Origin of the sequence: Caballeronia sp. S22, from assembly GCF_964261745.1 — a bacterium.
Lineage (GTDB): Bacteria > Pseudomonadota > Gammaproteobacteria > Burkholderiales > Burkholderiaceae > Caballeronia > Caballeronia jiangsuensis.
In genome coordinates, this window is sequence record NZ_OZ180038.1 from 379,632 (window position 1) to 406,133 (window position 26,502).

At 63.2% G+C, this 26,502-nt stretch carries 27 protein-coding genes; 15 read left to right on the top strand and 12 right to left on the bottom strand.

The window, feature by feature from the left end:
- Positions 1-7: 7 nt before the first annotated feature.
- Together ACEN42_RS28405 and ACEN42_RS28410 are read right to left on the bottom strand one after the other, a co-directional pair.
- Positions 8-838: a phosphogluconate dehydrogenase C-terminal domain-containing protein gene (locus ACEN42_RS28405; protein WP_371883834.1), complete on the bottom strand. Its 831-nt coding sequence runs from the start codon at positions 836-838 to the stop codon at positions 8-10.
- A gap of 28 nt (positions 839-866) precedes the next feature.
- Positions 867-2,213, bottom strand: a complete 1,347-nt coding sequence (locus ACEN42_RS28410; protein ID WP_238211200.1) for an MFS transporter — start codon at positions 2,211-2,213, stop codon at positions 867-869.
- Positions 2,214-2,499: 286 nt separating this feature from the next.
- On the opposite strand from ACEN42_RS28410, the gene ACEN42_RS28415 reads away from it, so the two are divergent.
- Complete coding sequence (locus tag ACEN42_RS28415; RefSeq protein ID WP_238288805.1) at positions 2,500-2,796, top strand: HigA family addiction module antitoxin; 297 nt, start codon at positions 2,500-2,502, stop codon at positions 2,794-2,796.
- Positions 2,797-2,865: 69 nt separating this feature from the next.
- Here ACEN42_RS28415 and ACEN42_RS28420 read toward each other — a convergent pair whose 3' ends face one another.
- Positions 2,866-4,143, bottom strand: a complete 1,278-nt coding sequence (locus tag ACEN42_RS28420) for an MFS transporter (protein WP_371883974.1) — start codon at positions 4,141-4,143, stop codon at positions 2,866-2,868.
- Positions 4,144-4,168: 25 nt separating this feature from the next.
- A complete protein-coding gene (locus tag ACEN42_RS28425; protein ID WP_371883835.1) occupies positions 4,169-5,587 on the bottom strand; it encodes a M20 family metallopeptidase in 1,419 nt (472 codons plus the stop codon).
- Between the two features lie 117 nt (positions 5,588-5,704).
- Between ACEN42_RS28425 and ACEN42_RS28430 the strand changes: the two genes are divergently transcribed.
- On the top strand, positions 5,705-6,640 hold the full coding sequence (locus tag ACEN42_RS28430; protein WP_309883763.1) for a LysR family transcriptional regulator: 936 nt from the start codon (positions 5,705-5,707) through the stop codon (positions 6,638-6,640).
- 3 nt (positions 6,641-6,643) lie between these two features.
- Here ACEN42_RS28430 and ACEN42_RS28435 read toward each other — a convergent pair whose 3' ends face one another.
- From ACEN42_RS28435 to ACEN42_RS28450, 4 genes are read right to left on the bottom strand one after another with little or no spacing between them, the layout of a single operon-like run.
- Positions 6,644-7,024: a VOC family protein gene (locus ACEN42_RS28435; RefSeq protein WP_371883836.1), complete on the bottom strand. Its 381-nt coding sequence runs from the start codon at positions 7,022-7,024 to the stop codon at positions 6,644-6,646.
- Positions 7,025-7,082: 58 nt separating this feature from the next.
- On the bottom strand, positions 7,083-8,351 hold the full coding sequence (locus ACEN42_RS28440) for a DUF3734 domain-containing protein (RefSeq protein ID WP_371883837.1): 1,269 nt from the start codon (positions 8,349-8,351) through the stop codon (positions 7,083-7,085).
- Positions 8,352-8,360: 9 nt separating this feature from the next.
- Positions 8,361-9,143 (bottom strand): 3-hydroxybutyrate dehydrogenase, encoded by a 783-nt coding sequence (locus ACEN42_RS28445; protein WP_187604066.1) that lies wholly within the window; start codon positions 9,141-9,143, stop codon positions 8,361-8,363.
- A gap of 30 nt (positions 9,144-9,173) precedes the next feature.
- On the bottom strand, positions 9,174-9,953 hold the full coding sequence (locus ACEN42_RS28450; protein WP_273654916.1) for an acetoacetate decarboxylase: 780 nt from the start codon (positions 9,951-9,953) through the stop codon (positions 9,174-9,176).
- Positions 9,954-10,319: 366 nt separating this feature from the next.
- Between ACEN42_RS28450 and ACEN42_RS28455 the strand changes: the two genes are divergently transcribed.
- Complete coding sequence (locus ACEN42_RS28455; protein ID WP_238211193.1) at positions 10,320-10,496, top strand: hypothetical protein; 177 nt, start codon at positions 10,320-10,322, stop codon at positions 10,494-10,496.
- Between the two features lie 90 nt (positions 10,497-10,586).
- Here the strand turns inward: ACEN42_RS28455 and ACEN42_RS28460 are convergent, their stop codons facing one another.
- From ACEN42_RS28460 to ACEN42_RS28470, 3 genes are all read right to left on the bottom strand, one after another.
- Complete coding sequence (locus tag ACEN42_RS28460) at positions 10,587-11,144, bottom strand: M48 family metalloprotease (protein ID WP_371883838.1); 558 nt, start codon at positions 11,142-11,144, stop codon at positions 10,587-10,589.
- Between the two features lie 2 nt (positions 11,145-11,146).
- A complete protein-coding gene (locus tag ACEN42_RS28465; protein WP_371883839.1) occupies positions 11,147-12,007 on the bottom strand; it encodes an oxidoreductase in 861 nt (286 codons plus the stop codon).
- Positions 12,008-12,110: 103 nt separating this feature from the next.
- Complete coding sequence (locus ACEN42_RS28470) at positions 12,111-12,362, bottom strand: hypothetical protein (RefSeq protein ID WP_371883840.1); 252 nt, start codon at positions 12,360-12,362, stop codon at positions 12,111-12,113.
- Between the two features lie 172 nt (positions 12,363-12,534).
- Here ACEN42_RS28470 and ACEN42_RS28475 point away from each other — a divergent pair, with 172 nt between their 5' ends.
- The 11 genes from ACEN42_RS28475 to ACEN42_RS28525 all read left to right on the top strand — a co-directional run bounded on the left by ACEN42_RS28475 (position 12,535) and on the right by ACEN42_RS28525 (position 24,263).
- Entirely contained in the window at positions 12,535-13,794 is a 1,260-nt protein-coding gene (locus ACEN42_RS28475) for an MFS transporter (protein WP_371883841.1), read from the top strand.
- A gap of 199 nt (positions 13,795-13,993) precedes the next feature.
- Complete coding sequence (locus tag ACEN42_RS28480; RefSeq protein ID WP_371883842.1) at positions 13,994-14,719, top strand: ABC transporter permease; 726 nt, start codon at positions 13,994-13,996, stop codon at positions 14,717-14,719.
- 3 nt (positions 14,720-14,722) lie between these two features.
- Positions 14,723-15,841, top strand: a complete 1,119-nt coding sequence (locus ACEN42_RS28485; protein ID WP_238211188.1) for an ABC transporter ATP-binding protein — start codon at positions 14,723-14,725, stop codon at positions 15,839-15,841.
- Entirely contained in the window at positions 15,838-16,542 is a 705-nt protein-coding gene (locus tag ACEN42_RS28490; protein WP_187604060.1) for an ABC transporter permease, read from the top strand. The genes ACEN42_RS28485 and ACEN42_RS28490 overlap by 4 nt, the downstream gene beginning before the upstream one ends.
- A 35-nt stretch (positions 16,543-16,577) precedes the next feature.
- Positions 16,578-17,462 carry a glycine betaine ABC transporter substrate-binding protein gene (locus ACEN42_RS28495; protein ID WP_371883843.1) on the top strand — a complete coding sequence of 295 codons (885 nt, stop codon included), beginning with the start codon at positions 16,578-16,580 and terminating at the stop codon, positions 17,460-17,462.
- A gap of 33 nt (positions 17,463-17,495) precedes the next feature.
- Positions 17,496-18,314: a nitrilase-related carbon-nitrogen hydrolase gene (locus ACEN42_RS28500; protein ID WP_035505813.1), complete on the top strand. Its 819-nt coding sequence runs from the start codon at positions 17,496-17,498 to the stop codon at positions 18,312-18,314.
- 19 nt (positions 18,315-18,333) lie between these two features.
- Positions 18,334-19,506, top strand: a complete 1,173-nt coding sequence (locus tag ACEN42_RS28505) for an acyl-CoA dehydrogenase family protein (protein WP_371883844.1) — start codon at positions 18,334-18,336, stop codon at positions 19,504-19,506.
- 15 nt (positions 19,507-19,521) lie between these two features.
- On the top strand, positions 19,522-21,096 hold the full coding sequence (locus ACEN42_RS28510; protein WP_371883845.1) for a class I adenylate-forming enzyme family protein: 1,575 nt from the start codon (positions 19,522-19,524) through the stop codon (positions 21,094-21,096).
- Positions 21,093-21,893, top strand: a complete 801-nt coding sequence (locus ACEN42_RS28515) for a crotonase/enoyl-CoA hydratase family protein (RefSeq protein ID WP_371883846.1) — start codon at positions 21,093-21,095, stop codon at positions 21,891-21,893. The genes ACEN42_RS28510 and ACEN42_RS28515 overlap by 4 nt, the downstream gene beginning before the upstream one ends.
- A gap of 3 nt (positions 21,894-21,896) precedes the next feature.
- Positions 21,897-23,237, top strand: a complete 1,341-nt coding sequence (locus ACEN42_RS28520) for an MmgE/PrpD family protein (RefSeq protein WP_371883847.1) — start codon at positions 21,897-21,899, stop codon at positions 23,235-23,237.
- Between the two features lie 3 nt (positions 23,238-23,240).
- Positions 23,241-24,263, top strand: a complete 1,023-nt coding sequence (locus tag ACEN42_RS28525; RefSeq protein ID WP_250485498.1) for a GlxA family transcriptional regulator — start codon at positions 23,241-23,243, stop codon at positions 24,261-24,263.
- A gap of 23 nt (positions 24,264-24,286) precedes the next feature.
- Here ACEN42_RS28525 and ACEN42_RS28530 read toward each other — a convergent pair whose 3' ends face one another.
- Entirely contained in the window at positions 24,287-24,904 is a 618-nt protein-coding gene (locus ACEN42_RS28530) for a hypothetical protein (RefSeq protein WP_371883848.1), read from the bottom strand.
- A gap of 391 nt (positions 24,905-25,295) precedes the next feature.
- On the opposite strand from ACEN42_RS28530, the gene ACEN42_RS28535 reads away from it, so the two are divergent.
- Entirely contained in the window at positions 25,296-26,450 is a 1,155-nt protein-coding gene (locus ACEN42_RS28535; RefSeq protein ID WP_371883849.1) for a porin, read from the top strand.
- Positions 26,451-26,502 lie beyond the last annotated feature (52 nt).

The following is a 26,502-nucleotide window of genomic DNA, read 5'->3' on the forward strand; positions in this document are numbered from 1 at the left end:
CCTCGCTTCAGGTGATGCGCCGAATGCTCTCCGCGATTTCCTCGCGGTCGAACACCTTCTTCCAGTCGTCGCGCATCAGGCGCGGCTTGCCGAACTCGATCGCCTTGTTGCAGGCATCGGAGAACGCGCCGGGAATTTCGTTGAAGATCACCGCGCCGAGGATGTTCATGTGGCCGAGCAGGAAATCGCGCGCCGCCTGTGCGGGCACGCCGCGCGCGATCGTCTCGTCCATCGCTTCGCGCATCACGTAGAGCAGTGTCGCGCAGATGGTTTCCGAGAGACCCGGCTCGAGGATCGCCATCTGATCGACGCTCAGCCGATACGAACGCAGGATCGGCGCGTAGATCACCTTCGCGACGGCTTCGCCGAGATCGAACGCTTCCTCCGGCCCCTGCATCAGCGCGCTGACGATCGACTGTTTCGCATGCGCGCCGCCGAAGTGATCGTGCAGCGACTTCTCGTCGAGGTCGTAGTTGAAGATGATCGGATGGCACGGATGCGCGACGAAGTACGTCAGGTCCTTGCGGTCCGGAAGATGGCCGGCGAAAGGCGCGGCGGCATCGAGCGTCATGACCATCGTTCCCGGCGACAGCTTCGGCGCGATGTCGTGCGAGAGCTTGCCGATCAGCGTATCGGGCACGGCGAGAATCACGACTTGCGCGCCGTCGAGCGCGGCATCGGCGGCAACGCATTCGATGCCGAGTTCATCCTTCAGCCGCTTCTGTCCGGCCGCGCCCGGCTCGACATGCGCGACACGATAGTCCGACTTCAGCAGATTGCTGGAGAGGCGCACGCCCATCTTTCCACCTGCTCCGAACAACGCGATCTTTTCCTTCATTTCGATGACTCCAGTGTGAGGTGAGTGTTCAATGTGCGTTCGCCGCGACGGCGTCGGGCGCGCGTTCCTGGCTCGTGCGGCCGATGGCGAACGCGAGCGCGGCCGACATCAGCATCATTGCGCCGACGATCAGCATCGGCAGTTGATACGAGCCCGTCGCGTCCTTCGCCATGCCGGTGATGTACGGTGCGACGAAGCCCGCGAGATTGCCGACCGTGTTGATGAGCGCGATGCCCGCCGCCGCCGCCGCACCCGACAGGAAGCGCGCCGGCAGCGCCCAGAAGTTCGGCAGCGCGGAGAAGATCGCGCAGGCCGTCACGGTGATCACGGCGATAGTCGCGGCGGGCGAGCCCATCTGCATCGCGAGCGGCACGCTCAACGCGCCGATCAGCGCCGGCACCCCGATATGCCACGAGCGCACGCCGCGCTTCGTCGCGTCGCGGCTCCAGAGGAACAGCGCAAAGGCGGCGGGCAGATACGGAATCGCGGTGATCAAACCTTTCTGGAACACGTTGAAGTGCGTGCCGAAGCGCGCCTCGAAACCGCCGATGATCGTCGGCAGGAAGAATGCGAGTGCGTAGAGACCGTAGATCAGGCCGAAGTACATCAGCGCGAAGAGCCAGACGCGACCGCTCATCAGCGCGGCGACGGGGCTGCCGTGACCCTTGCTCGCCGATGCGCCTTTCGCGCGGTCTTCTTCGTCGAGGCTCGTCGTGAGCCAGTCGCGCTCGGCGGTCGTGAGCCATTTGGCGTCGGCGGGTTTGTCGGCGAGATAGAACCACGCGATCACGCCGACGAGAATCGCCGGAATCGCGACGCCGAAGAACATGATGCGCCAGCCGGCGAGACCGAAGAGCCCGTGCGCCTCGATCAGCAGCGCGGCGAGCGGCGCACCGATGACGATCGTGAGCGGCTGCGCGAGATAGAAGAGCGCGAGGATGTGGCTGCGATGCTTCGCCGGCACCCACATGCTGAGGAACAGAATCGCGCCGGGAAAGAAACCCGCTTCGGCGACGCCCAGCAGGAAGCGCAGCGTATAGAGCCCGTTCACGCTGCTGACCCAGGTGAAGAGCAGCGCGACGATGCCCCACGTCACCATGATGCGCGCGAGCCAGCGGCGTGCGCCGAACTTGTGCAGCGCGAGATTGCTGGGAATCTCCAGCACGATATAGCCGATGAAGAACACGCCCGCCGCGAAACCGAACTGCGCGGCGGTGAGACCGAGATCCTTGGTCAAGCCGTTCGGGCCGGCGAACGAGATCGCGGTCCGGTCGAGAAAGTTGATGAAGAACATCAGCGCGACGAACGGCACAAGCCGCCACGACACTTTTCTGATCGCCGATCGCTCGACGGACTGCGTTTCTGCAACGTTCATGTCTCCTCCAGACGTAGCGCACGGGTGTGGTCAACTGGTGTGATGAGTAGACCATCGCCGGAGGGACGCGAGACATAGGTGGAAACGCCGAAACGGGTCGATTTTTTCTCACATCAGGGCGCGATAAATTCACTCCCTGCGCAGGAAATTTGCGATTGAGAGTGCAAAAACCTCACATGATCTGCGGGGAATGGTGGCCCAGCCATGTCGACGCCGGGCGTCCTCAAATGTATAGCGTAGCTATACAATACGCACGGATTTGCGACTGCGAATAGAGGTTCAGAAAATGACTCAAATGTTCAACCCGCCTCACCCGGGCGAAACGCTTCGGGAAGATGTTCTCCCGGAGCTCGGTTTGACGATAACTCAAGCGGCGGAACAACTCGGCGTGACGCGCGTGGCGCTATCGCGTGTGTTGAACGGGCGCGCCGGCATTTCCCCGGAGATGGCTCTTCGGATCGAGGGCTGGCTCGGTGTGGAGAATGGCGGACGCGCGGATCTGTGGTTGGCTCGGCAGGCGGCGTACGACTTGTGGCAGGCGCGATCGAAGGGAGCGCCGATGGTCGAGCGCGCGCATCTCTAAGCTTTCCCTCAACCACTCGAGCGGACGCGCACAAGACGCGCCTCGCAAATCCTTCGCGCCAGCCCGTTTTCACGCCACGGCGCGCAGCGCCCGCATTCCCCCTTTCCCCCGGCTCACCGCCGCGAGCGCCGCGAGACTGATCACCGCCGTGAACATCATGTAGAAGCTCGGCGCGGCCTTGCTGCCCGTCGCGCTCAGCAGCCAGATGATGATCGCGGGCGTGAATCCGCCGAACACCGTCACGCCGATGTTGTAGCCGATCGACATGCCCGTCGCGCGCGTCGATACCGGAAAGATCTCCGACATCAGCGCAGGCAGCGCGCCGAAGTAGATCGCCTTGAGCAACGCCAGCCACGCGACGAGCGCGAACAACGCAGGCACCGACACGTGCGACACGACATACGCGAACGCCGGATAGCCCGTCACGAAGAGCAGCAGCGCCGCCGTCGACATCTGCTTCACGCGGCCGATCCTGTCCGACAGATGCCCCGCGAACGGCGTGACGACGGTCAGCATCAGGCCCGCGACGGTGCTCGCCGCGAAACCCGTCGATGCATCGAGGTGCAACTCGCGGATCGCGAACGTCGGCACGTACTGCAGAAGATAGTTCACGGCCGTCGATACCGTCAGCGCGCCGATCGACACGAGCAGCAAGGCCTTTTGCTGCGTGAAGACATCGCGGACAGGCGTGGCCGTGTGCTCGGCCTCGGTGTAATCGGTCGCGTCTTCCAGATAGCGTCGCAGGTACAAGCCCGCCGGCCCGATCAGCAAGCCGAAGAAGAACGGAATGCGCCAGCCCCACGCGGCGAGTTCCGTGGCGGGCATCAGCTTGGCGAGCGCGAAACCGAAGATCGACGCGAGCAAGGTTGCAAGCCCTTGCGTCGCGAACTGCCAGCTCGCGAGCAGGCCGCGCCGCTCGGGTGCGTGCTCGATCAGCATCGCCGTCGAGGCGCCGAACTCGCCGCCCGCCGAGAAGCCCTGAATCAGTCGCGCGATGAACACGCCCGCAGGCGCGATCAGACCGATCGACGCGTAAGGCGGAATCACCGCGATGATCGCCGTGCCGATCATCATCAGCCCGACCGACATCATCAGCGCCGCCTTGCGCCCGCGCCTGTCCGCATACGCGCCGAGCACCATGCCGCCGACGGGCCGAACCAGATAGGACGCGCCGAACGAGCCGAACGTGAGCAGCATCGAAGCCGTCTCGTTCGCGGCCGGGAAGAAGTTCTTCGCGATATACACCGCGAAGAACGCATAGATCGCGATATCGAACCATTCGAGCGCATTGCCGACCGAAGTCGCGAGCACGATCTGTGTCAGGCTCAGAGGCTTTTTGTTCATGATGTCCGCGTGGTTGTGAAGTGGCTTGTCAACGGGCGTTGCGCGCGGCGACGATCGCCGCGCCCATCACGCCGAGATCCCACCAGAGGCCCGCCATCAGCCCGAGCGATTCGCGCATCACGGGCGCGAGCACGTGTTCGTTCGGCGCGTGCTGATTGCACGCGGGATACGAGTGCGGCACCCACAGCGTCGGCAGGCCGAGCGTGGTCGCGAAGACGTCGTTGGGCACGGTGCCGCCGAGGTTCGGCAGCAGCGCGGGCTTCTCGCCGGTCGTCGCGCGCATCGAATCGAGCGCCCAGTGCACCCAGGGATCGTCGAGATCGAGACGCGTCGCGGGCGTGCCGCGCGTCGCGCTCACTTTCACTTCGGTGAAGCCATGCTCCGCGAAGTGGCGTTCGAGATGCGTTTGCAGGTTCTGCCAGTCCGTGCCGACGACGAAGCGCAACTGGCACACCGCTTTCGCGAACGGCGGAATCGCGTTGACGGGGGCATCGGCGTTGCCGGATTTCATCGCGAGCACTTCGAGCGCGTTCCAGCCGATCACGCGTTCGGTCGGCGTAAGGCCCGGCTCGCCCCAGGTCGGATCGATATCGGGCGAGCTTTCGTCGCGGCCCAGTTCGATATCGGCGAGCGCTTCGCGCACCGCATCGGAAATCGGCGGCGGCCGCAATCCTTCGACGGCGATGCGCCCGTTGCGATCGACGAGACTCGCGACTGCATGCGACAGCACGACGGCCGGATTGCGCAGCACGCCGCCCCAGTTGCCCGAGTGATGGCCGCCTTCGCGCAGATCGACCGTCAGTTCGAACGGCACGCCGCCGCGCGAGCCGAGAAAGAGCGTCGGACGCTCTGCCGACACGCGCGGCCCGTCGGAAGCGATGAACACATCCGCCGCGAGCGCGTCCTTGTGCGCGGCGCAGACTTCATCGAGGCCCGGCGAGCCGATCTCCTCGCCGGTCTCGAAGATCACCTTCACGTTGTAGCCGAGCTTGCCCCCGCGCGCCTCAAGGACCGCAGCAAGCGCCGCGAAGTTGACCGAATGCTGGCCTTTGTTGTCGGCGGTGCCGCGGCCGTACCAGCGGTCTTCGTCGACGACGATCTCCCACGGCTTCAGGCCCGCGCGCCACTGCTCGTCGTAACCGCGCACGACATCGCCGTGGCCGTAGGTCAGCACGGTCGGCAGATGATCGGACTCGTGACGTTCGGCGATCAGAAACGGCGGCCCGCCCGCGACGGGATTCTCGACGACCTGCGCCGTGAAGCCGAGGCGCGCGAGCGTATCGCTGATTTCATCGGTCAAATAGGCGTTCAGCGCGGGATTGCGCCCGTTCTGACTCTCGGTGCGGAACGCGACGCGGCGCTGCAAATCCGCGAAAAACGCGCCCGAATCGAATGTCCTGCAAGCGATGGCGATCGCGCTTTCGCGCATGTTCTGGGGTTCTTTCACGACGTCTCCGGAAAAATGTTCATTGCGATTCCGGCCAGTCTAGGAACATCAAAAATTCGCGACAATTTCAATATTTGCGGCTAGCATTGCCAAAAAGGCAACGCTCGGGGACACGCCGTGCTGCATGGCATCGCACTCAAATACTTCGTGGAAGTCGCGCGCGCGGGCTCGCTCGCGGCGGCGTCGGAACAGCTTCACGTCGCGGTGTCGGCGATCAGCCGGCAGATCGCGAAGCTGGAGGAACAGGCGGGCACGCCGCTATTCGAGCGTATGGCGCGCGGCATGATCCTGACCGAAGCGGGCGAATTGCTCGTGCAGCATGCGCGCCGCGCGTTGATGGATGGCGACGCGGTGCTCGCCGAGATATCGGAGATGCATGCGCTCGGGCTCGGGATCGTGCGCATCGGCTGCACGGAGGGTTTCACGCGCTGCTTTCTGCCGAGCGTGATGGCGACGCATTATCGCGAGCATCCGCGCACGCGCTTCGTGATGCGTTCAGGTACGCCCGGGCAGGTCGAGCATTGGGTGACGAGCGGAGAAGTCGATGTGGGGCTCGCGTTCTCGACATCGACATCGACGGCGTTGAGCATCGAATACAGCGTGAAGGCGCCGGTCTGCGCGCTGCTGCCGCCGACGCATCCATTGGCGGGCAAAGCGAGCATCACGCTCGACGACGTGCTTCAGTACCCCACTGCGGTGCTTGATCGCGGCACCACCGTGCGCCAGTTGATCGACTGGTGCTGCTCGGCGCGCGGCGTGCATCTGGAGCCGGTCCTGACGAGCAACAATTCGAGCGCGATGCATCATTTCGCCGCGCTCACGGGCGCGATCACACTCGGCAGCGCGGTCGCGCTCGAAGGCGATCCCGGGCCGCCGACGCTCGTCGCCACGCCCATCGACGAGCCCTTGCTCAACGAGCGCCTGCTGCAGGTCACGGTGATGCGCGAGCGCCGTCTGCCGCCCGCGGTCGATCAGTTCCTGAAAACGCTGACGAACGCGTTGCGCGACAGTCTGGGCGCATCCGCGGCGCGCGCAAAGAGGAAAAAGCGTTGAGGGTTATTGCGTGGCGACCCACCACGTCGTGCCGGCGGCATCGCGAAAGCCGCCTCTGAAGTCGTCGTCGGTGCGTTTGCGCGTGGGCGCCTGCACGCTTTGCGCGCCGTTCTGCATCGCGCGGTCGTAGACGGCTTGAGCGTCACGCACATAGACGTGGATATGCGGCCCCGGGGCTTGCTGATCCGTCGCGCCACCGCCGATCATCACAATGCTGTCGTCGATGCGCACTTCGGCGTGCATCAGCGAGCCATCGGGACGGTCGAAGCGGCGGACCAGTTCGGCTTCGAAGACGCTTTGCAGGAAAGTGATAATCGCGTCCGCGTTTTCGCAGATGAGATACGGGCTGACGGAGGGGTAGGTTGCGGGTTTCCAGTCGGTCATGAGATGCCTCGATTCATCGTGACGAGGCTGATCAGGTTAATGGAAACCCGCGCCGGCTTCAAACGCCTTCCACTTCATCCACATCGACCAGCTTGTTCGCCACCGCCTTCGGCATCTCCGCCGTCGCTTGCGGCGCGGGCTCATACCGATGCACGTCATGCGTGACGAAGCCCAGATCATGACTCGGCACCTCGAACCACTCCGGATGCGCGAACGAGCGGCGAATATCTTCCAGCCCGCTCGCCCAGTGCTCGTCCATCGTGTCGTTGCTGAACTCGTAGTCCTTGTAATGACCTTCAAAGAACTTGTTCTTGTAGATGAGATGCACGACGTTCACCGCGCCGCCATCCGCGACTTTCTGCGCCTCGCGCAACAGCGGATGCGAGCGCCGCGTCTTCTCGGGAATATGCTCCAGCAGTTCCTTGATGAGCCGCGCATGCTTCTGGTTATGCGAAACGAAATCGGTGATGGCGCGCGTCCGGCTCGAATACTGAATGTCCTTCGTACGCTCGCTCACGTCGAGAAAATCGCCCGGCAATGTGCCGCGCGCGCTCCACAGATCCACCTGAAACACGAGCGTGTCCTTGTGCTGGCTTTCGCGGATGATCTCCGTCAACGGCGTATTCGATACGAGACCGCCGTCCCAGTAGAACTCGCCATCGATCTCGACAGCAGGAAACCCCGGCGGCAACGCGCCCGACGCCATGAAGTGCTCGGGCGCGAGACGCATCTTCGTATTGTCGAAGTAGACGAGGTTGCCCGTGCGCACATTGACGGCTCCGACCGACACGCGCATGGCGCCATCGTTGATACGGTCGAAGTCGGCGAATTGCAGCAGCGTCGCACGCAACGCGGACGTGTCGTAGTAGCTCACCTCGTTCGGGCGCTTGCTCTTCGTACCCGGACCGAGTTCGGGCACATGCACGCGCGGCGAAAAGAAGCCTCTTTGACCTTCGGTCAGCGCGCGCGCCGCCGCCCACATGCTCGAAAACTTGCGGCCGATGTTGGCGAAGCCGAACGCCGCGGGCACAAACGCGCCGACATGTCCGATCAGATCGGCGGGCTGGCAGATCGTATTCCAGAATCCGCGCAGCGCGGCCACGCGGTGCTCGGGCGCATTGCCCGCGATGATCGCGGTATTCAGCGCGCCGATGGAAATGCCCGACGTCCATGTCGGATCGACGCCGACTTCCGCGAGCCCTTCGAACACGCCGGCCTGATAGGAGCCCAGCGCGCCGCCGCCTTGCAGCACGAGGCAAACGTCATCGTAATCCGGCAGCGCGACGTGGTTCGCCTGCATGAGTGTGTTGCGTTGACTGCGGCGCATGGATTCTCCTTATTGCATGAACCAGCCGTGGCTCACGACGACCGACTGCCCCGTCAGCGCATTCGATTCGAAGCCCGCGAGGAATGCGACCGTGTTCGCGACATCGGCGACGGTCGTGAATTCGCCATCGACCGTTTCCTTCAGCATCACGTTCTTCACGACTTCTTCTTCCGAAATGCCGAGCGCCTTCGCCTGCTCGGGAATCTGCTTCTCGACGAGCGGCGTGCGCACGAAACCCGGGCACACCACATTGGCGCGCACGCCGCGCGGTCCGCCTTCCTTCGCGACGACGCGCGCGAGTCCCAGCAAGCCATGCTTCGCCGTGACATAGGCCGACTTAAGTTTCGACGCCTCATGCGAGTGTACCGATCCCATGTAGATGATCGAGCCGCCCTTGCCCGACGCGTACATGTGCTTGATCGCAGCCTTCGTCGTGAGGAACGCGCCGTCGAGATGGATCGCGAGCATCTTCTTCCAGTCGGCGTACGCATACTCTTCGATCGGCGCGACGATCTGAATGCCCGCGTTCGACACCAGCACGTCGATGCCGCCCAGCTTCGCCACCGCCTCTTCGATGCCGGCGTTCACCGCGTCTTCGCTCGTCACGTCCATCGACACGGCGATCGCCTTGCCGCCCGCCGCGACGATGCTGTCCGCAACCTTCTGCGCATTCGCGAGATTCAGATCGGCGATGACGACCGCCGCGCCATCGGCCGCGAGCTTGCGCGCCGTCTCTTCGCCGATGCCGCTCGCTGCGCCCGTGACGAGCGCGACTTTTCCTTGCAGTGCCATGTGTTGTTCCCTTGTCGAAGTGATGCGAAGTTATTGATTGACGGCGAGCCTGAGTTCGTCCGGCGGCGCGAGATAGTCGTAAGCGACTTCGCCGATATCGAGCGTGAGATTCGCGATGACGTGCCGCGCGCCGACCACCTTGCGCACCGGCAGATCCGCGACGGGCGCGAGCGCATGCGCATGCAGTTCCAGCGCGGCGGGGCCTTCCCATGCGCCCAGCACGCTCACGTCGCGCAGAAAGAAGCGCACGAGTTCGCACACGCGCGCGGTGCCGTCGACATGCGGCAGCACCTTCAGCAGATAGTTCGGCGTATCGGCGAGCTTCTTGCGCTCCGCTTCGAGATCGAGCGGACGATACTTGTAGCCCATCGTGCCCGTCGCGATACGCTGCGAGCCGTAGTCGAGCGTGCCGAGCAGCGTGTCCTTGCCATCGACGGCCAAGCGCGGCGACGCCAGCTTCTTCGGAAAGCCCCAGATCTCGCGACCGCCCGCGATCGGGCCTTCGTCGTCGAGATACATCGCATGGGTATAGCTGCCCTTTCTGCCATCGGGATCGATGACCGAGATCACCTGGCCGCTTTCGGTGTAGTCGCCGAAGCCGGACGAATCCGGCATGCGAATGAATTCGTAATGCACGAGGCCGCTGTCGACTTCGAGCGGCTCGGGGACCACGGCGCGCAACGCGTCGAGATCGGTCTCGTAAGAGATGATGAAGTACTCGCGATTGAGAAAGCGGAACGGCGGACGCGGGTAAGCGGGATTGTGCACAGGCATGGCGAAGGCATTCCTGCGGATGTCGTCTTCTTTCACTGGATCGTCCCTGAGTTGAGAGCAGGCACGATAGTAGATGCAGTCGATGACATTTGTCGCGGACCATAGGCAGCAGATGCACATCTGTCGAAGCAGTGCAAATCGACAAAAATCCCGTTGCGTCAACGTCTTATGCGCGCGCATCAGTGAATTGCACTTTTTTGTGCAATATACTGTTGCCTCAGCAGCGCCCGACGCGGAGGAACCGCGCCGCCGCGGCCTGAATCACAAACGCATGAGCGCAATCGAGCCGGTTTTCCCCTAGTTGCACCGGAATATCGAGTCTTTATATTTCTTACGGTGCAAAGCGGCGGCCCACGCGTTGCTTTGCCCTTTTTAAGGCCATCTCCTCCAAGCGAGTCTCCGATGAAAAAGTCTTTGAAGAAATCCCTCGTGCTTTTGGTGCTGGCGGCTTTCGCGGCCCCGACGCTGTCGTTCGCGGCGGCGGACTACCCGAACAACAAGCCGCGCCCCGCGTATCACAAGAAAGGCCAGAAGCATCACAAGAAGTCGACGACGCCGCCCGCTTCGCAAACGCAATAACGCGGCAATCACGCGACACTGCTCATAAAAATGCACGGGCATCCGGTTACGGACGCCCGTGCATTTCTTTTGGCGCCGCCCGGCGCGAAATCAGGCCGCTTCGAGACGCGCCCGCATCGCGTCGAGACGCGCCGCGTCGATATGGCCGCGCGCCGCCATGACTTCGAGCGCCGCCAGCGCGGATGCCGCGCCACAAAGCGACGCGGCTTTCGCGTCCGCATCGAGTTCGAAGGCGGCCGAACGTTTGGCGCTACGCGCGCGCCAGATTTTCCCGCACGCGAAAAACGCCATCACGAACCCGAATCCGGGGACGCTCACGCGCCAGAAGTCTTCATCCGATGAAGTCGCAAAAACGATGCAGGGTATCGACAGAAGCGCCATCACCGACAGCGCCGTCCATGCGAAATCGAGCAGCATCGTTCTGCGTTGTGTCGCGTGCCCGACTTCATGCGCGACGACGATTCGAAGCAACGGCTCCGGCAGCGCCAGCGTGGCGCGATCGACTTCGATGCAATTGAACAAGGCCTCGTAGCAAGGCCCGGCGCAGCCGGTCACGAAGCGCACATGCGGCGGCGTGACGTGCAGCGCAGCGGCATCGGCGGCGACGAGCGAAAGGATATGTTGTTCCTCCACGCGAAGCCGCTTCATGATCATTGTCCCGGATGATCGGTCCACTCGCTGCGCGTCTGCCACGCATCGATCTCGGCGGTCAGCTTCGCCAGTTTGGCGCGCACGAGTTCCAGCCCGGGGCCGCCGAGCACGAGATGCCCCGGCGGCTCGGGCGATGTGACCGCTTCGATGATGACCTGCGCGGCGCGCGCCGGATCGCCCGGTTGCCTGCCGCTGCGCTCCGCGATGGCCGCGCGCCGGGTGCCTGAGGTCTGCGCGTAATCGTCGATCGGCTTGCGCGTTTGCTTGAGCGACCGGCCCGCCCAGTCCGTGCGGAACGGGCCCGGCTCGACCGCCGTGACCTTTATGCCGAGCCCTTCGGTTTCGCGCGCGAGCGCTTCGCCCAGGCCCTCCAGCGCGAACTTCGTCGCCGCGTAGTAGCCGCTGCCCGGATTGCCGACAAGACCGCCCACCGATGTGATGTTGACGACATGTCCCGAGCGGCGTTCGCGCATGCGCGGCAGCACAGCCCGGATCATCGCCGCCGCGCCGAAGAAGTTCGCTTCGAACATCGCGCGCACTTCATCGTCTTCGCCCTCTTCGACGGCCGAGAGATAGCCGAAACCCGCGTTGTTCACGAGCACGTCGATATGACCGAACGCGGCGTGGGCATCGTCGATGGCGGACTTGATCTCGTCGGCGTGCGTGACGTCGAGACGCACCGCGATTGCGCGGCCCTCGGCACGTTCGACGATATCGGTGACGCTCGCGGGATCTCGCGCGGCGACGACAGCGCGCCAGCCCTTGTCGATCACGGCGCAGGCGAGTTCGCGGCCGAAGCCGGTCGAGCAGCCGGTGATGAACCAGACGGGCGTGTCGTTGTTGCCGTTGGATGCGGACATGTGGTTCTCCATGGAAAACGCGCGCACCCGATCATTTTGACCGGAATGCGCACCCGTGTGTCGGAGGGTTTGAAAGACGAATTCGTGAAGCTGATTCGTGAAGCTATCGCAGCGCGGGCATACGGATCGCGCGATGATTCCGCGGCTCGAACAAAACCGCTTGTTCGATGCGCGTCGCGATTTTCTTCCACCCGCCGAGCTCGTCTTCGAGCACCGCGAGCGTCAGAAGAATGCGCTCGCGATCGTGTTTCGTGCGGGCCTCTTGCGCGCTTTCGCGCAACGGCACGAGCGCCGCCTCACGTTCCGCGATCTGCTTCGCGATTCTGTCCCTCAGGCATTTCAGTGATTGGTCCATTTCCGTATGACAGGATGATGTCACCGATCGTTGAGCAAACCGCGCGCCTGACTGCGAACGCCGCACGATGCCGCCTTCGTGCAAGCCGATGTCGCTGCCGTGCTACACGCCTGGCCCGCTCCGTCCTTATAGTGAGCCGTCGATCCGGCGCGCATTCATTCGAGGCGAAAGCGTGAGCACAGAAGAACTGGGCAGCATGAGTCCGGCGGATGAATGCGATAAACGCATCGACGCCGGGCTTCCTTTTGGCCGCATCGTTTCGTCCATCGCCAGTCTTTTGCTCGGCTTCGCCCTGCTCGTGATGGGCAACGGCCTGCTGGGCACGCTCGTCGCGTTGCGCATGGTGCACGCGAATTTCCCGTCGGCGACCATCGGCTTCGTGCAGGCCGCCTATTACACCGGCTTCATGCTCGGCGCATGGCGCGGCTCGGCGATCATCGCGCGCGTAGGGCATCATCGTGCGTTCGCGGCTTTCGCAGCGCTCGCCGCGTGCAGCGCGCTCGGCTATGCAGTCACATCTCAAGCGGCCGTCTGGATGGCGCTGCGCTTCATGACGGGCTTCTCGCTCGTCGGCATCTTCGCCGTGATGGAAAGCTGGCTCAACGGCGTTGCGCCCAATGCCTTTCGCGGACGCGTGTTCTCCGTTTATTCGATCACCACCTATCTGTGTGTCGGCGCGGGGCAGTTTCTTATCGGCGTGGCGAATTCGAACGGCTTCGAACTGTTCAGTCTCGTGGCCGCGCTGTTCGCGTTGTCGCTCGTACCGGCGAGTCTCGCGCGCGTGTCCGTCGCCGATATCGATGAACGTCCCGAGCCGGCCGGTCCGCTCGAAGCGCCGCCGAAAACAAAGCTCAAGGCACTGCCGACGCTCTGGCGCGATGCCCCTCTCGCGTTATGGGGATGCTTCGCGTCGGGCCTGCTCAACAGCACTTTCTATGCGCTCTATCCGGTCTATATGCGGGGCGCGGGATATGCCGTCGAAGAAGTATCGAGCTTCATGGGGGTCGCGCTGATCGCGGCGCTGCTGCCACAGTGGCCGCTTGCGTATCTGTCGGACAGGTTCGACCGCAAGCGCGTGATCTGCGCGATCGCTTCGGCGCTGACGCTCGCGAGCGCGACGCTTTTCGTCTTTCATGGCGCGGCCTTCGTTCAGCCCGTTGCGTATCTCTACGTGAGTCTCATCTTCACAATCTATGGCGTGTCGGTCGCGCATGCGAACGACTGGATCGCGTCGCGTCAGCGCGTGGCCGTCAGCGCCGGACTGTTGCTGACCTTCGCGCTGGGCGGAAGCATCGGCCCGATTGCGGCTTCGTTCGTGATGGGTCGCGTCGGCCCCGCGGGCATCTATCTGTTCGCGCTGTTCGTCACCGCTTCGCTTGCGGCGCTCGCATGGCGCAGTATCGGTGCTCGCCGCAACGCAGCATCGCAATGACCAGACCGTACAGCCGACGTAGTTTCGTATGCAACTGATTTAAAACGAAAAAACGAGGTCACGCGCACGCCATGGCGTTTTCGTGACAAACAATGTCGGGTCGATGGTAGCCCTATGTCCCCACTCCGCTCTATCGTTTAGGCCATAGCAGGACCCAAACATAGACACGGCTCTTCAACGAAGGAGCTCAGGAGACATAGTGGAAACCCTTGCCTTCATCTGGGACAACCTGGCGAGCATCGCCAGGATGACCGGCGAGCACATCGAGATCGTCGGCGTGGGCGTCGGGCTCGCGATCCTGACCGGCGTGCCGCTCGGCATCGCGATCACGATCAATGAACGCCTCGCGAAGATCGTGCTGTATGTCGCGGCGATCATCATGACCATTCCCTCGGTCGCGCTCTTCGGCCTGATGATTCCCGTCCTCTCCGTGATCGGCCAGGGCATCGGCTTTCTGCCGACGGTCATCGCGCTCTTCCTCTATTCGCAGTTGCCGATCGTACGCAACACCTATACCGCGATCACCAACATCGATCCGGCGCTTCGCGAAGCAGCACGCGGCATGGGCATGACCACCGGCGAGCGTCTGCGCAAGGTCGAGATTCCCATTGCGCTGCCGATCATCATGGCCGGCGTGCGCATGGCGGTGGTGATCAACGTGGGCATCGCGGCGATCGCGGCGTATATCGGCGCAGGCGGTCTCGGCAAGCTCATCAGCCGCGGCATTTCGCAGTCGGACCCACGCCAGCTGATCGCGGGCGCGATCCTCGTGAGCATGCTCGCCATCGCCGCCGATATCGGGCTCTCGTGGGTGCAGCGCTGGCTCACGCCGAAGGGACTTCGCGCTCCTTCGCGCGCAGCCAGCCTCGCGCTGCGCCTCACCGCCATGACGGGCTTTCGCAAACAAACCGGACACGCGCAATAAATCATGATCAAGCTCTCCAACCTTACCAAGCGATATGACGGCGCGGCGAGCCCGGTCGTCGACGGCATCAACATGGAAGTGGGCGCGGGCGAAATCTGCGTGCTGCTCGGGCCGTCGGGATGCGGCAAGACCACGACGCTCAAGATGATCAACCGTCTCGTGCGTCCCACCTCGGGCAAGATCTATCTCGAAGGGCGCGATACCGACGAGTTCGAAGTCGTCGAACTGCGCCGCCGCATCGGTTATGTGATTCAGCAGATCGGGCTCTTTCCGAACATGACGGTCGAGGAAAACATCAGCGTCGTGCCGACGCTGCTCGGCTGGGACAAGGCGAAGACGCGCCGCCGCGCGGCGGAGCTGCTCGAGATCGTCGCGCTCGATCCCGCAACCTATCTCACGCGCTATCCGAAGGACCTGTCGGGCGGACAGGCGCAACGTGTCGGCGTGGCGCGCGCGCTCGCCACCGATCCGCCCGTCATGCTGATGGACGAGCCGTTCGGCGCGATCGATCCGATCAATCGCGAGCTGATTCAGGACGAATTCCTGCGCATTCAGAAGCAGGTGAAGAAGACGATCATGTTCGTGAGCCACGACATCGACGAAGCCGTGAAGATGGCCGACAAGATCGCGATCTTCCGCAATGGTCATCTCGAACAGTTCGATTCGCCGGACAACATTCTCGCGCGTCCCGCCACGCCGTTCATCGCGGGTTTCGTCGGCACGGATCGCGCATTGAAGCGTCTGCGTCTATTGCGCGCCCGCGATGCGCTTTCCGCATGCGATTGCATCGTGCGCGTCGGCGAAGACAGTGCGCGCGCCAGAGCGATGATGGAGAAGCACGGCGTCGACCGCATCGTGCTCGTCGATGCCGCCGACAAGCCGCACGGCTGTCTCACGATCGACCGCTTGCTGAATGTCGAAGGCCCGGTCACCGCGGCGCACGCGCTTCCCGTTCAGGCCACCGCGAGCCAGAAGGACGATCTGCGCACCGTCGTATCGACGATGTTCGCGAACGGCGCTTCGTGGCTGCCCACCGTCGATGACGACGGCCGCTTCGTCGGCTATGTGAGCCAGGAGCGCATCGTCGACATGTTGAAGCTGCCTGCCGGAGAACACGCATGAAACGCGTATTGTCAGCCGCGCTCCTTGCTGCGCTGAGCACGCAGGCGCACGCCGATAGCTGGTGGGCGAGCATCGATCAGTATCGCAGCGACATCGTGTATCAAGGGCTGCACATGATGATGATGGTCGCCGTGGCGGGCGTGCTTGCGATCATCGTCGCGATTCCGGCCGGCGTCTATCTGAGTCGTCCGTCGCAAAAACGCGGCGCGGCCGTCGTGATGCAGTCGCTCAACGCGGGACAGGCCGTGCCGAAGCTCGCCCTGCTCGCACTCGCAATGAGCGTGATGGGCATCGGTGCGGTGCCCGCGATCTTCGGCTTGTGGGTCGCTACGCTGCTGCCCATTGCGCTGAACACATACGAAGGCCTGCGCGCGGTGCCGCCCACGCTGATCGAAGCCGCGACCGGCATGGGCATGACTCCGTGGCAGATTCTCTGGCGCGTCGAGCTTCCCAACGCGCTCTATGTGATCTTCGCGGGCATTCGCACGGCATTGGCGATCACGGTCGGCACGGCTCCGCTCGCGTTTCTGATCGGCGGCGGCGGGCTCGGCGAACTGATCTTCACCGGCATCGATCTGAACGACTTCGGCATGCTGCTCGCGGGCGCCGTTCCGACCGCTCTGCTCGCGATTTTCACCGACGCGTTCATCGGCCAGATGCAACGACTGATGGTATCGCGCGGCGTGAATCCGCAAACCTGACTCATCAACCCGCATTCGCAACAGTGAGAGAGACCATGAAAAAGTTATTCTCCGTATCATTCGGCATCCTTATTTCGATGTTTGCAAGCTTCAGCGCGAGCGCCGCATCGGTGGTGGTCGGCGGCAAGAACTTCACCGAGCAGCAGTTGATGGCCGAGATGACCTCGCGCTATCTCGAAGCGAAGGGCTTCACCGTGACGAAGAAGGACGGCATGGGCAGCGCCGTGCTGCGTCAGGCGCAGGAAAACGGTCAGGTCGATGTGTACTGGGAATACACGGGCACGTCGCTCATCACCTACAACAAGGTCAATGACCGCCTCTCGCCCGACGACACCTACAAGAAGGTCAAGGAACTGGATGCGGCGAAGGGTCTCGTGTGGCTGAACCCGTCGAAGGCGAACAATACCTATGCGTTCGCGATGAATCAGGACGAAGCGAAGAAGCTCGGCATCGTCACGATGAGCGATCTCGCGAAGGCGATCAAGGGCGGCAAGGAACTCACGTTCGCGTGCAACTCGGAGTTCTACGCGCGCCCTGACGGCCTGCGTCCGCTGCAAAAGCAATATGGCTTCGAGTTCAGCCAGGGCGACGTCAAGCGCATGGATACGGGCCTCACGTATCAGGCGCTCAAGGATCATCAGGTGGATGTCGCGCTCGTCTTCGCCACCGATGGCCGCGTGCCCGCATTCAACTTCGTCTTGCTGAAAGACGACAAGGGTTACTTTCCGTCGTATGCGCTCACGCCGGTGGTCCGCAAGGCGACGCTCGATGCGAACCCCACGCTCGGGCCGCTGCTCAACGCGCTGTCGGCGAAGCTGGATGCGCCCACGATGGCCCGCCTCAACGCGAGCGTCGACGTGCAGAAGAAGTCCTTCTCCGATGTCGCGAATCAGTTCCTCAAAGAGTCCGGGCTGATCTGAACGCCAGCCGCGCAAATGCAAAGGATCGACCTCATGACCACGATCAAAGTGGCCGCTGCGCAAACCGATACGGCATACGGCGACGTGCACGCGAACCTCGCCCGGCATCTCGATCACATCGGCGATGCGAAGAAGCGCGGCGTGCGTCTGCTCGTCTTCCCCGAGCTTTCGCTGCACGGCCATAGCGGCGGCAAGGATGCGCTGCGTCTCGCGATGACGCGCGACGATCCCGCGATCCGGCAACTCGCAGAAGCGAGCGCGGGCATGCATGTGGTCTTCGGCTTCATCGAGGAGGCGCCGGGCGGGCAGTTCTACAACAGCCAGGCGACGGTCGCGAACGGCAAGCTGATTCACGTGCATCGAAAGACGATGCTGGCGACCTACGGCAAGCTGCGCGACGGCCTTTACTTCGCCGCCGGCCCGAAGCCGGAAAGCTATTCGATCGATGACACCTGGCGCGTCGCGACGCCCATCTGCAACGATCTGTGGAATCCGGCGGTGGTGCACGGACTCATGTGCGACGGCGTCACGCTGCTCGCGGCACCGATCAGTTCCGCGCGCGAGGCCGTGGGCGAGGGCTTCGACAACCCATCGGGATGGGACCTCAATCTGCGCTTCTACGCGCTCACGTACGGCGTGCCGATCGTCATGGCGAATCGCGTCGGCACGGAGGGCATGATGACCTTCTGGGGCGGCTCGCGCATCCTCGATCCTTTCGGCAAAACCATCGCGCAGGCAGAAGGCGAAGCGGAATGCCTCGTCGTCGGCGAGATCGATTACGAAGCGATCCGCCGCGCCCGCTTTCTTCTGCCGACCGTGCGCGACGCACGCGTCTATGCGCAGCGAATCTGAACGAACCTAAACCACGATCATGCGCGATTTTCTTTTAGACGATGCGGACCGGGCCTTTCGCGCCGAAGTCCGCGACTTCCTGCAACGCGAGCTTGCGCCGCGTGCAGCAGATATCGAAGACCGTCAGAGCTGGGATGCGGTCAGACACGTAGTACGCGCACTCGGCGCGGCGGGCTATCTCAAACTGATGTTCCCCGACCTGTACAAGGGCAGGCTCGAACACCCCGGCCTCACGCACGCGACGATCCTCTCCGAAGAAGCGTCGTATATCAACTATGCGTTCGAGACGACCATCGCGACTGCTCTGTCATGCGCGTATCCGCTGCATCGTCATGCGAGCGAGCGTCTGCGCGATACCTATCTCACGCCGATACTCGAAGGCACGGCCATCGGCGCGATCTGCGTGACAGAACCGAATGTCGGCAGCGATTCGGCGGGCATGGAGACGCGCATCGACTTCGATGAAACACGCGACGAATGGGTCATCAACGGTTTCAAGCGCTATATCTCGAACGCGTCCGTCGCGGATGTCTACATCGTCTATGGCCTGACCGGCGACGGCATGACCGCGGTCGCGGTGCCGAAGAGCGCGAAGGGCATCAGTTTCCCCCGCAACTATACGTTCATGGGGCGGCGCGGCTGCATCGTCGGTGAGGTGAGGTTCGAGAATTGCCGCGTGCCTGCCGATCATCTGCTCGGCGAAAAAGGCGGCGGCTTTCGCATCATGCGCGGCATGTTCAACTTCGAGCGCGCGATTCTCGGCGGCTCGGGGCTCGGCGTCGCGCGCAGCGCATTCGATATCGCGACGGCGCACGCGCAAACGCGCAAATCCTTCGGTCAACCGCTCGGCTGCAAGCAACTCATCTGGGACAAGATCGCGCAGATGAGCTGGCGCATCGACGCATCGGAGCTGATCACCTATCGCGCGACCAAGATGTACGACGCAGGCGCCGACGGCAAGATGCTGATGAAGGAAGCCGCGATGGCCAAGCTCGTCGCGACCGAAACCGCGAACTATTGCGCCGACGAAACCGTGCAGATTCTCGGCGGCGACGGCCTCACGAAGGAATACGGCCGCGCCGAGCAGCTCTATCGCGATGCGCGGGCGCTCACCATCGTCGGCGGCACGTCAGAAGTCGCCAAGTATCTGATCGCGGGTCGCGATCTTCCCGACATCCGGATCACTCTCTAGAGAGCAACACGCATCATGCTCACGATCACGTCGCTTTTCGAAAACACGGTCGCCAAATATCCGGACCGTCCCGCGCTGACCTGCGGCGCCGTTTCACTCACGTATGCGCAATGGAATGCGCGCGTGCGCCGTCTCGCGCAGGCGCTCTTCGATCTGGGCGTGCGCCAGATGGACCGCGTCGCGATTCTGCAAAAGACCTCCGACGCGACGCCCACTGCGTACATGGCGTGCCAGTTGCTCGGCGCGATCGCGGTGCCGATGAACTTCCGTCTCTCCGCCAACGAAGCCGCGTTCATTCTGCGCGATGCGGGCGCGCGGGCTCTGATCTATGACGACTCGATGTTGCCGGTGGTCGCGAAGATCGAGCAGTCGCTGCCGGATCTGCGCACCTATGTGTGCGTGAACAATGGCGCCGACATGCCCGTGCATCATCACGCGTTCGAAGCGTTGATCGCGCGCGTGGAGCAATTCGACGCGCCGCTGCCGCGCCTCAAGCCCGACGATATCTCCGCGCTCGTCTACACGTCCGGCACCACGGGGCGTCCGAAGGGCGCGATCCACACGCACGGCAACGACGTTTCCATCGCGACGAACTGCGTGATGGAGTACAGCCTCACGAGCACGGATGCGGCCCTGCATATCGCGCCGCTCTATCACGTCGGCGGCATGCAGGCGTATTTCGTGCCGCATCTGATGGTCGGCGCGCATAACGTGATCCTGCCGCGTTACGAGCCGTTCGCGACGCTGCAAGCCATCGCGCATTACGGCATCACGACGCTCTTCGCCGTGCCGACGCAGATACAGGACATGCTGTTTCATCCGGACTTCGCATCGATCGATACGCACAGCCTGCGCATGATCACGACCGGCGGCGCGGCGATTCCCGCGAAAACGATGCAGCGCGTGATCGACGAGTTCTGCCCGAGCATCTTCAACGGCTATGGCATGACCGAAGCAAGCCTCACGCTGCTGCTGCATCCGCGCGATGCGCTCACGTATCTCGGCTCGTGCGGCAAGCCCACGCTCATCAGCACATGTCGCGTGATACGCAATGATCCGGAGCGTGTCGTCACGCCGAGCGAAACCGTCGAGGCGGGCGAAGTCGGCCAGTTGATCGTCAAGGGACCGCAGCTCGCATCGGGCTACTGGAATAACCCGGTCGAGACCGACAAGAAATTCAAGTCGGGCTGGCTCTATACAGGCGATCTTTTCAGCATCGACGAAGCCGGTTACTTCCACTTTCAGGGCCGCGCCGACGACATGATCGTGTCGGGCGGCGAGAACATCTATCCGCGCGAGATCGAGGAAGTGCTGTATCACTGCCCCGGCGTACAGGAAGCCGCGGTGATCGGCGTGCCCGACGAAAAGTGGGGGCAAGCGGTGACCGCCTTTATCGTGCGCAGCGTATCGACGCTGACCGAAGACGATGTCGTCGCGTTCTGCAAAACCGGCGACGATCTCGCGCCCTACAAGCGTCCCAAGAAGGTGTTCTTCGTCGATAAGCTGCCGCTGAATCCGAGCGGCAAGGTGCTGCGTCACGAACTCGCCGGACCCGTTTATCAAAGCATGCTTTCAGGAGCCTCGCAATGAGCGAACCCGTACTGTACGAACAGGACGGCCACGTCGTCACGATGACGCTGAACCGCCCCGAAACGCGCAACGCCATCACCGAACAAGAAGTCGTCGATGCAATCATCGCGTGTCTGGAGCGCGCGCAAGGCGACATGTCCGTGCGCGCGATCGTGCTGACGGGTTCGGGTCCGGCGTTCTCGTCGGGCGGCAACATCAAGCATATGCGCGATGAAGTCGGCACGTTTTCGGGAACGTCGGCGCATATTCGTGAGAACTATCGGCGCGGCATTCAGCGCATTCCGCGTGCGTTTCATGAACTCGACGTGCCGTGCATCGCCGCCGTCAACGGTCCCGCGCACGGCGCTGGCTGCGATCTCGCGCTGATGTGCGATATCCGCATCGCGGGCGAAAGCGCGTTGTTCGCCGAGAGCTTCGCGAAGGTCGGCATCATTCCCGGCGATGGCGGCGCGTGGCTGTTGCCGCGTGCGGTCGGACTGTCGCGCGCCAATGAAATGATCTTCACCGGCAAGGCGATCGACGCGAAATGCGCCGAGGCATGGGGACTTGTGTCGCGCGTCGTGCCCGATGCGGAACTGATGGAAACGGCGCTCACGCTCGCACGCGAGATCGCGAGCAATGCGCCCGATATCCTGCGCATGTCGAAGCGCCTCGTGCGCGAAGGTCAACGCATGGACCTGCCGAGCCTGCTGGAAATGTCGGCGGCGTTTCAGGGCATCGCGCATCGCACGGCGGATCATCGCGAGGCGATCGCCGCCACGTTCGAGCGCCGCGCGCCCTCCTATACCGGAGACTGATGGATGGGCACATCCGCCATCGCGGTCATTCATGAACTGACGTTCGATGTCTTGCCTGAACGCGTCATCGAACAGGCAAAACTATGCGTTCTCGATTTGCTCGGCGTCGCGCTTGCCGGCCGAAAGACCGAGTTGTCGCGTATCGCGAGCGATCACGCCTTCGAGTTCTTCGCGCCCGGCGCGCTGCGCTCGCGCATGCTGTTCGATGGCCGCGCCGCCAGCCCGATCGGCGCGGGTCTTGCGGGCGCGATGACCATCGATAGCTGCGACGGGCACGACGGCCACGCGCAGACGAAAGGCCATGTCGGCGTGACCGTGCTGCCCGCGCTGCTCGCGCTCGCGGACATGCGGCCCGGCATGAGCGGCCGCGAGTTTCTCGCATGCGTCGTGCTCGGCTATGAGCTCGGCACGCGCGCGGGCATTGCGCTGCACGCGAGCGCCTGCGATTATCATACGTCGGGTGCATGGAATGCCCTGGCTGCGGCGGCGCTCGCCGCGCGCGTGCTGCCGCTCGACATGCGGCAAACGCGCGAGGCGCTCGGCATCGCGGAGTATCACGGGCCGCGCAGTCAGATGATGCGCTGCATCGATCACCCGACGATGGTGAAGGACGGTTCCGGCTGGGGCTGCATGGCGGGTCTTTCCGCCGCGTTTCTCGCGCAGCGCGGCTTTACCGGCGCGCCGGCGATCACCATCGAGCAGGACGAAACGCGCGGTATATGGAGCGATCTGGGCGAACGCTGGCGCATCATGGAGCAATATTTCAAACCGCAACCCGTCTGCCGATGGGCGCATCCCGCTATCGATGCGGCGCTCGCGCTCAAGTCGGCGCACGGCTTCACGAGCGAGCAGATTCGCGCGGTGAACGTGCGCACGTTCCATCATGCGACGCGGCTCGCGCACGCCGCGCCGGCATCGACTGAAGAGGCGCAGTACAGTCTGCTCTTTCCCGTCGCGGTCGCGTTGAAACATGGCGCAGTGCGCTTCGACGCGCTTCACGGTAATGCCCTTCGCGATCAGCAGGTTCTTCGTCTGAGCCATCTCATTCGCGTCGAGGAAGGCGCGGAGTACACGTCGCGTTTTCCGGCCGAGCGCTTTGCCGAAGTGAGCATCGAACTATTCGATGGCAGGCGTTTCGATTCCGGTGCGACGCAAGCGCTGGGCGATCCCGACTTGCCGCTCGACGCGCACGCGATCCGCGCCAAGTTCCGCGCGTTCGCCGAGCCCGCATGCGGTGCGAACATGGCGCGCGAACTGGAACGCAACGTCGAGGCGCTCGACTCGCATGACTCGCACGATGTGTCGCCCCTTCTCGATCTCGTGCTCGGATCGATTCGCGTCTAGCGCATGAACGCGAACGACATCCCGCCGACCACACGCTCGATCAGGGCCGTGCGCGCGCCTGCGTCCATCGCCGATGGAGAGACGAAAACCCAGCGCATGGGCTTCTTTCTCGTGCCGCACTTCTCGATGATGGCGCTCAGCTCCGTCACCGAGCCATTGCGCGCGGCCAATCGCGTGAGCGGCAAGGCGCTCTATAGCTGGCACCTGATCAGCGCGGACGGCGAGCCGGTCTCATCGAGCTCGGGCTTCGCGCTGCTGCCCGACTTCGCCATCACGTCGTCGCCGGAATTGAGTCATGTGTTCGTCGTCGCGAGTATCGGCGTGTCGAACTATCGCAATGCACAGGTCTTCGATTTCTTGCGCCGCTATGCGGCAAAGGGATCGACGCTCGGCGGCATCAGTCTCGGCACGATGATCCTCGCGCGCGCGGGATTGCTCGACAAGCGCCGTTGCACGATTCACTGGGAAGCACTGAAGGAACTCGCCGACGAATTTCCGACGCTCGACGTGAGCCGCGATCTCTATTGCATCGAAGGCGATCGCATGACATGCAGCGGCGGGACCGCCGCCATCGACATGATGCTCGATCTGATCGCGCGTCAGCATGGGCATCAGCTCGCGGCGGAAGTCGCCGATCAGTTCATCCACACGCGCATGCGCACCGCGCAGGAAAGCCAGAAGATGGCGATTCAATGGCGCTACGGCGTGGAAGATCGCCGCATCGTGCATGCGGTCACGCTGATGGAGCAGAACATCGAGCGTCCCATTCCGATGAAGACGATCGCATCGCTCGCCGGCATCTCGCCGCGCACGTTCGAGCGCATGTGGATCAAGCATTTCAACGTGCGGCCGTCGCAGTTTTATCTGGAGCTTCGGCTCAAGGCCGCGCAAAAGCTGATCCGCGAATCGTCGCTTTCCTTACTCGATGTCGCGATGCAGTGCGGCTTCGCGAGCGCGTCGCATCTCGGGCGCTGCTACAAGCAATGCTTTGCAAAAACGCCTGGACAGGAGCGCGCCGCGAGCTAGACGCGTTGAAAGTTATCGCGAGGTTATCCGGCATCGCCCGCGCTGATCGCCGATTGCATGCTCTTCAATAGCTTCGCGAGATAGCGAAGCAAGCCGACCGTATCGCCGAATTCGATAAAACCGGGCTCGACGCCATCGCTGAAGAGCAGCGTTCCATCGAGCGCGTGATCGACGATCAGGCCGGCATACGCGGCGTGCGGCCTGTATTCGTCGGCGGCGAGGCTGAACGTGTTGCCGTTCGCGACGGCATCGCGCAGACGCATGAGGAATTGCACTTCCGGCGCGCGCGATGCCGACAACCGATGAATATCGAAGTATTCGGCGACCGCGAGAATCGCATTCGTGCACGGCACGGTCAGCGCGAAAGCGACGCGCTTCTCGGCAGTGTCGAACGACGGCCACGACGGCGCGTTTTCCGGCGGCGAGCTTTTCATCGGCGTGCCGTCTTCGCTGTGCGTATGCGCTTCAGGGTGCGAATGTTTGCGCGCGAGTAACGGCTGCGCTTTCGCGAAGTCAGGCGGCGGCGCGCCGCGCTCGATCCAGTCGGACAGCAGGCTCGCATAGGCATGGAGCGTCGTCAGTTGCGCTTCGATGAAAGCGACGCCGATTCTGCAAGCGTCTGGATGGCGGTTTTCCGGCATGGAATCTCCTTTGCGTTTTTTCTTTATATGCAATGACTGCGCCCGATCAAAGTACGCGTCGAGAATTGACAGTTAGTTGCGCGGCGTGTGACCGTAATGTGGGAGAAATGCTACAAATAACGTAACGGAAATTTACCAATCCCTGACGACGCGCTATATTCCCATCGCTATAACGTGAAGCGGCGCTCCGTCGGCTTCATCGCGGTGGGACCTCTTGCCACTTCTCTCGCAAGAAGTGGCTTCAATAACATCACGCACGACTCGACCTTCGCGCGATTACTCGCGAAGCCGGGATGGTCGCGTTCGCGCTTTTAAAGGCGCTGCGCCGTCCCTCGATCGGGCCGCGTCGAGCGGCATCCGCGTCATGCGGACAACACCTGGGAAAAGAAAAATGAAGAAGCACATCGTAGCGGCTGCGGCACTCGGCATGTTCGCCATCGCGGCGCACGCGCAAAGCAGCGTCACGCTGTACGGGATCATCGACGCCGGTATCACGTACGCGAACAAGGTCGCGGTGCCCGGCGGCCACGACAGCCTCGTGAAGTACGGCGACGGCGTCGCGCAAGGCAGCCGCTGGGGCCTGCGCGGCACGGAAGATCTGGGCGGCGGTCTCAAGGCGATCTTCGTGCTCGAAAGCGGCTTCAACAGCGGCGACGGCACGCTCGGCCAGGGCGGCGCGCTGTTCGGCCGTCAGGCGTATGTCGGTCTCGCAAAGAACGAATACGGTTCGCTCACGTTCGGACGTCAATACTCGTTCTCCACCGATTATCTCGGCGGCAGCTACACGATGGGCAGCCAGACGCCCGCCGGCAACTACGCGTATCACATCAACGATCTGGACCAGTTGACGTCGAGCCGCATCAACAACGCGGTCAAGTTCAGCAGCGCCAATTTCTACGGCCTGACGTTCGGCGCGATGTACGGCTTCTCGAACTCGACGAACTTCGCGGGCTCGCCCACGACCGGAACCGGCGCGACCGCGGTGCAAGGCTCGTCGAGCGCGTATAGCTTCGGTTTGAACTACGCGCAAGGGCCGCTCGGCATCGGCGCGGCGTACACCAAGCTGCGCTATCCGAACGCCGCGACGCCGGCGTTCAGCGTGAGCATCGCCAACGTGAACACGCTCGGCCTGCACGACCTCGAAACTTATGGCGTCGGCGCGCGTTACTCGATCGCCGCCGCCGTGATCTGGGCAAACTGGACGCACACGATGTTCCATCAGATCACGACCGGATCGTCGACGCTGAACAACTATGAAATCGGCGGCAAGTACACGTTCACGCCGGCATTGAGCGCGGGCGTCGGCTACACGTTCTCGGACCTGAGCGGCAACTTCGACGGCAAGTGGCATCAGATCAACGGCGTGGTGGATTACGCGCTGTCGAAGCGCACCGATGTCTATGTGATCGGCGCGTATCAGAAGGCGTCGGGCAGCAACCGCGGCGTGCCGGTGCAGGCGGAGATCGGCTCGTCGTCGTCGTTCATCGGCAATGCGGGCGCGAACACGCAGCTCGTGACGCGCGTCGGTCTGCGTCACAAGTTCTGATCGAAGGCTAGTTCGATGAAAGCGCGATGCCGCATCGGCATCGCGCTTTTTT

What these genes read in the sequence shown, in the direction of transcription:
- ACEN42_RS28405 (WP_371883834.1), bottom strand. Translation starts at nt 838, where the DNA reads ATGAAGGAAAAGATCGCGTTGTTCGGAGCAGGTGGAAAGATGGGCGTG.
- ACEN42_RS28410 (WP_238211200.1), bottom strand. Translation starts at nt 2,213, where the DNA reads ATGAACGTTGCAGAAACGCAGTCCGTCGAGCGATCGGCGATCAGAAAA.
- ACEN42_RS28415 (WP_238288805.1), top strand. Translation starts at nt 2,500, where the DNA reads ATGACTCAAATGTTCAACCCGCCTCACCCGGGCGAAACGCTTCGGGAA.
- ACEN42_RS28435 (WP_371883836.1), bottom strand. Translation starts at nt 7,024, where the DNA reads ATGACCGACTGGAAACCCGCAACCTACCCCTCCGTCAGCCCGTATCTC.
- ACEN42_RS28440 (WP_371883837.1), bottom strand. Translation starts at nt 8,351, where the DNA reads ATGCGCCGCAGTCAACGCAACACACTCATGCAGGCGAACCACGTCGCG.
- ACEN42_RS28445 (WP_187604066.1), bottom strand. Translation starts at nt 9,143, where the DNA reads ATGGCACTGCAAGGAAAAGTCGCGCTCGTCACGGGCGCAGCGAGCGGC.
- ACEN42_RS28455 (WP_238211193.1), top strand. Translation starts at nt 10,320, where the DNA reads ATGAAAAAGTCTTTGAAGAAATCCCTCGTGCTTTTGGTGCTGGCGGCT.
- ACEN42_RS28460 (WP_371883838.1), bottom strand. Translation starts at nt 11,144, where the DNA reads ATGAAGCGGCTTCGCGTGGAGGAACAACATATCCTTTCGCTCGTCGCC.
- ACEN42_RS28465 (WP_371883839.1), bottom strand. Translation starts at nt 12,007, where the DNA reads ATGTCCGCATCCAACGGCAACAACGACACGCCCGTCTGGTTCATCACC.
- ACEN42_RS28470 (WP_371883840.1), bottom strand. Translation starts at nt 12,362, where the DNA reads ATGGACCAATCACTGAAATGCCTGAGGGACAGAATCGCGAAGCAGATC.
- ACEN42_RS28485 (WP_238211188.1), top strand. Translation starts at nt 14,723, where the DNA reads ATGATCAAGCTCTCCAACCTTACCAAGCGATATGACGGCGCGGCGAGC.
- ACEN42_RS28490 (WP_187604060.1), top strand. Translation starts at nt 15,838, where the DNA reads ATGAAACGCGTATTGTCAGCCGCGCTCCTTGCTGCGCTGAGCACGCAG.
- ACEN42_RS28495 (WP_371883843.1), top strand. Translation starts at nt 16,578, where the DNA reads ATGAAAAAGTTATTCTCCGTATCATTCGGCATCCTTATTTCGATGTTT.
- ACEN42_RS28500 (WP_035505813.1), top strand. Translation starts at nt 17,496, where the DNA reads ATGACCACGATCAAAGTGGCCGCTGCGCAAACCGATACGGCATACGGC.
- ACEN42_RS28505 (WP_371883844.1), top strand. Translation starts at nt 18,334, where the DNA reads ATGCGCGATTTTCTTTTAGACGATGCGGACCGGGCCTTTCGCGCCGAA.
- ACEN42_RS28510 (WP_371883845.1), top strand. Translation starts at nt 19,522, where the DNA reads ATGCTCACGATCACGTCGCTTTTCGAAAACACGGTCGCCAAATATCCG.
- ACEN42_RS28515 (WP_371883846.1), top strand. Translation starts at nt 21,093, where the DNA reads ATGAGCGAACCCGTACTGTACGAACAGGACGGCCACGTCGTCACGATG.
- ACEN42_RS28520 (WP_371883847.1), top strand. Translation starts at nt 21,897, where the DNA reads ATGGGCACATCCGCCATCGCGGTCATTCATGAACTGACGTTCGATGTC.
- ACEN42_RS28525 (WP_250485498.1), top strand. Translation starts at nt 23,241, where the DNA reads ATGAACGCGAACGACATCCCGCCGACCACACGCTCGATCAGGGCCGTG.
- ACEN42_RS28530 (WP_371883848.1), bottom strand. Translation starts at nt 24,904, where the DNA reads ATGCCGGAAAACCGCCATCCAGACGCTTGCAGAATCGGCGTCGCTTTC.
- ACEN42_RS28535 (WP_371883849.1), top strand. Translation starts at nt 25,296, where the DNA reads ATGAAGAAGCACATCGTAGCGGCTGCGGCACTCGGCATGTTCGCCATC.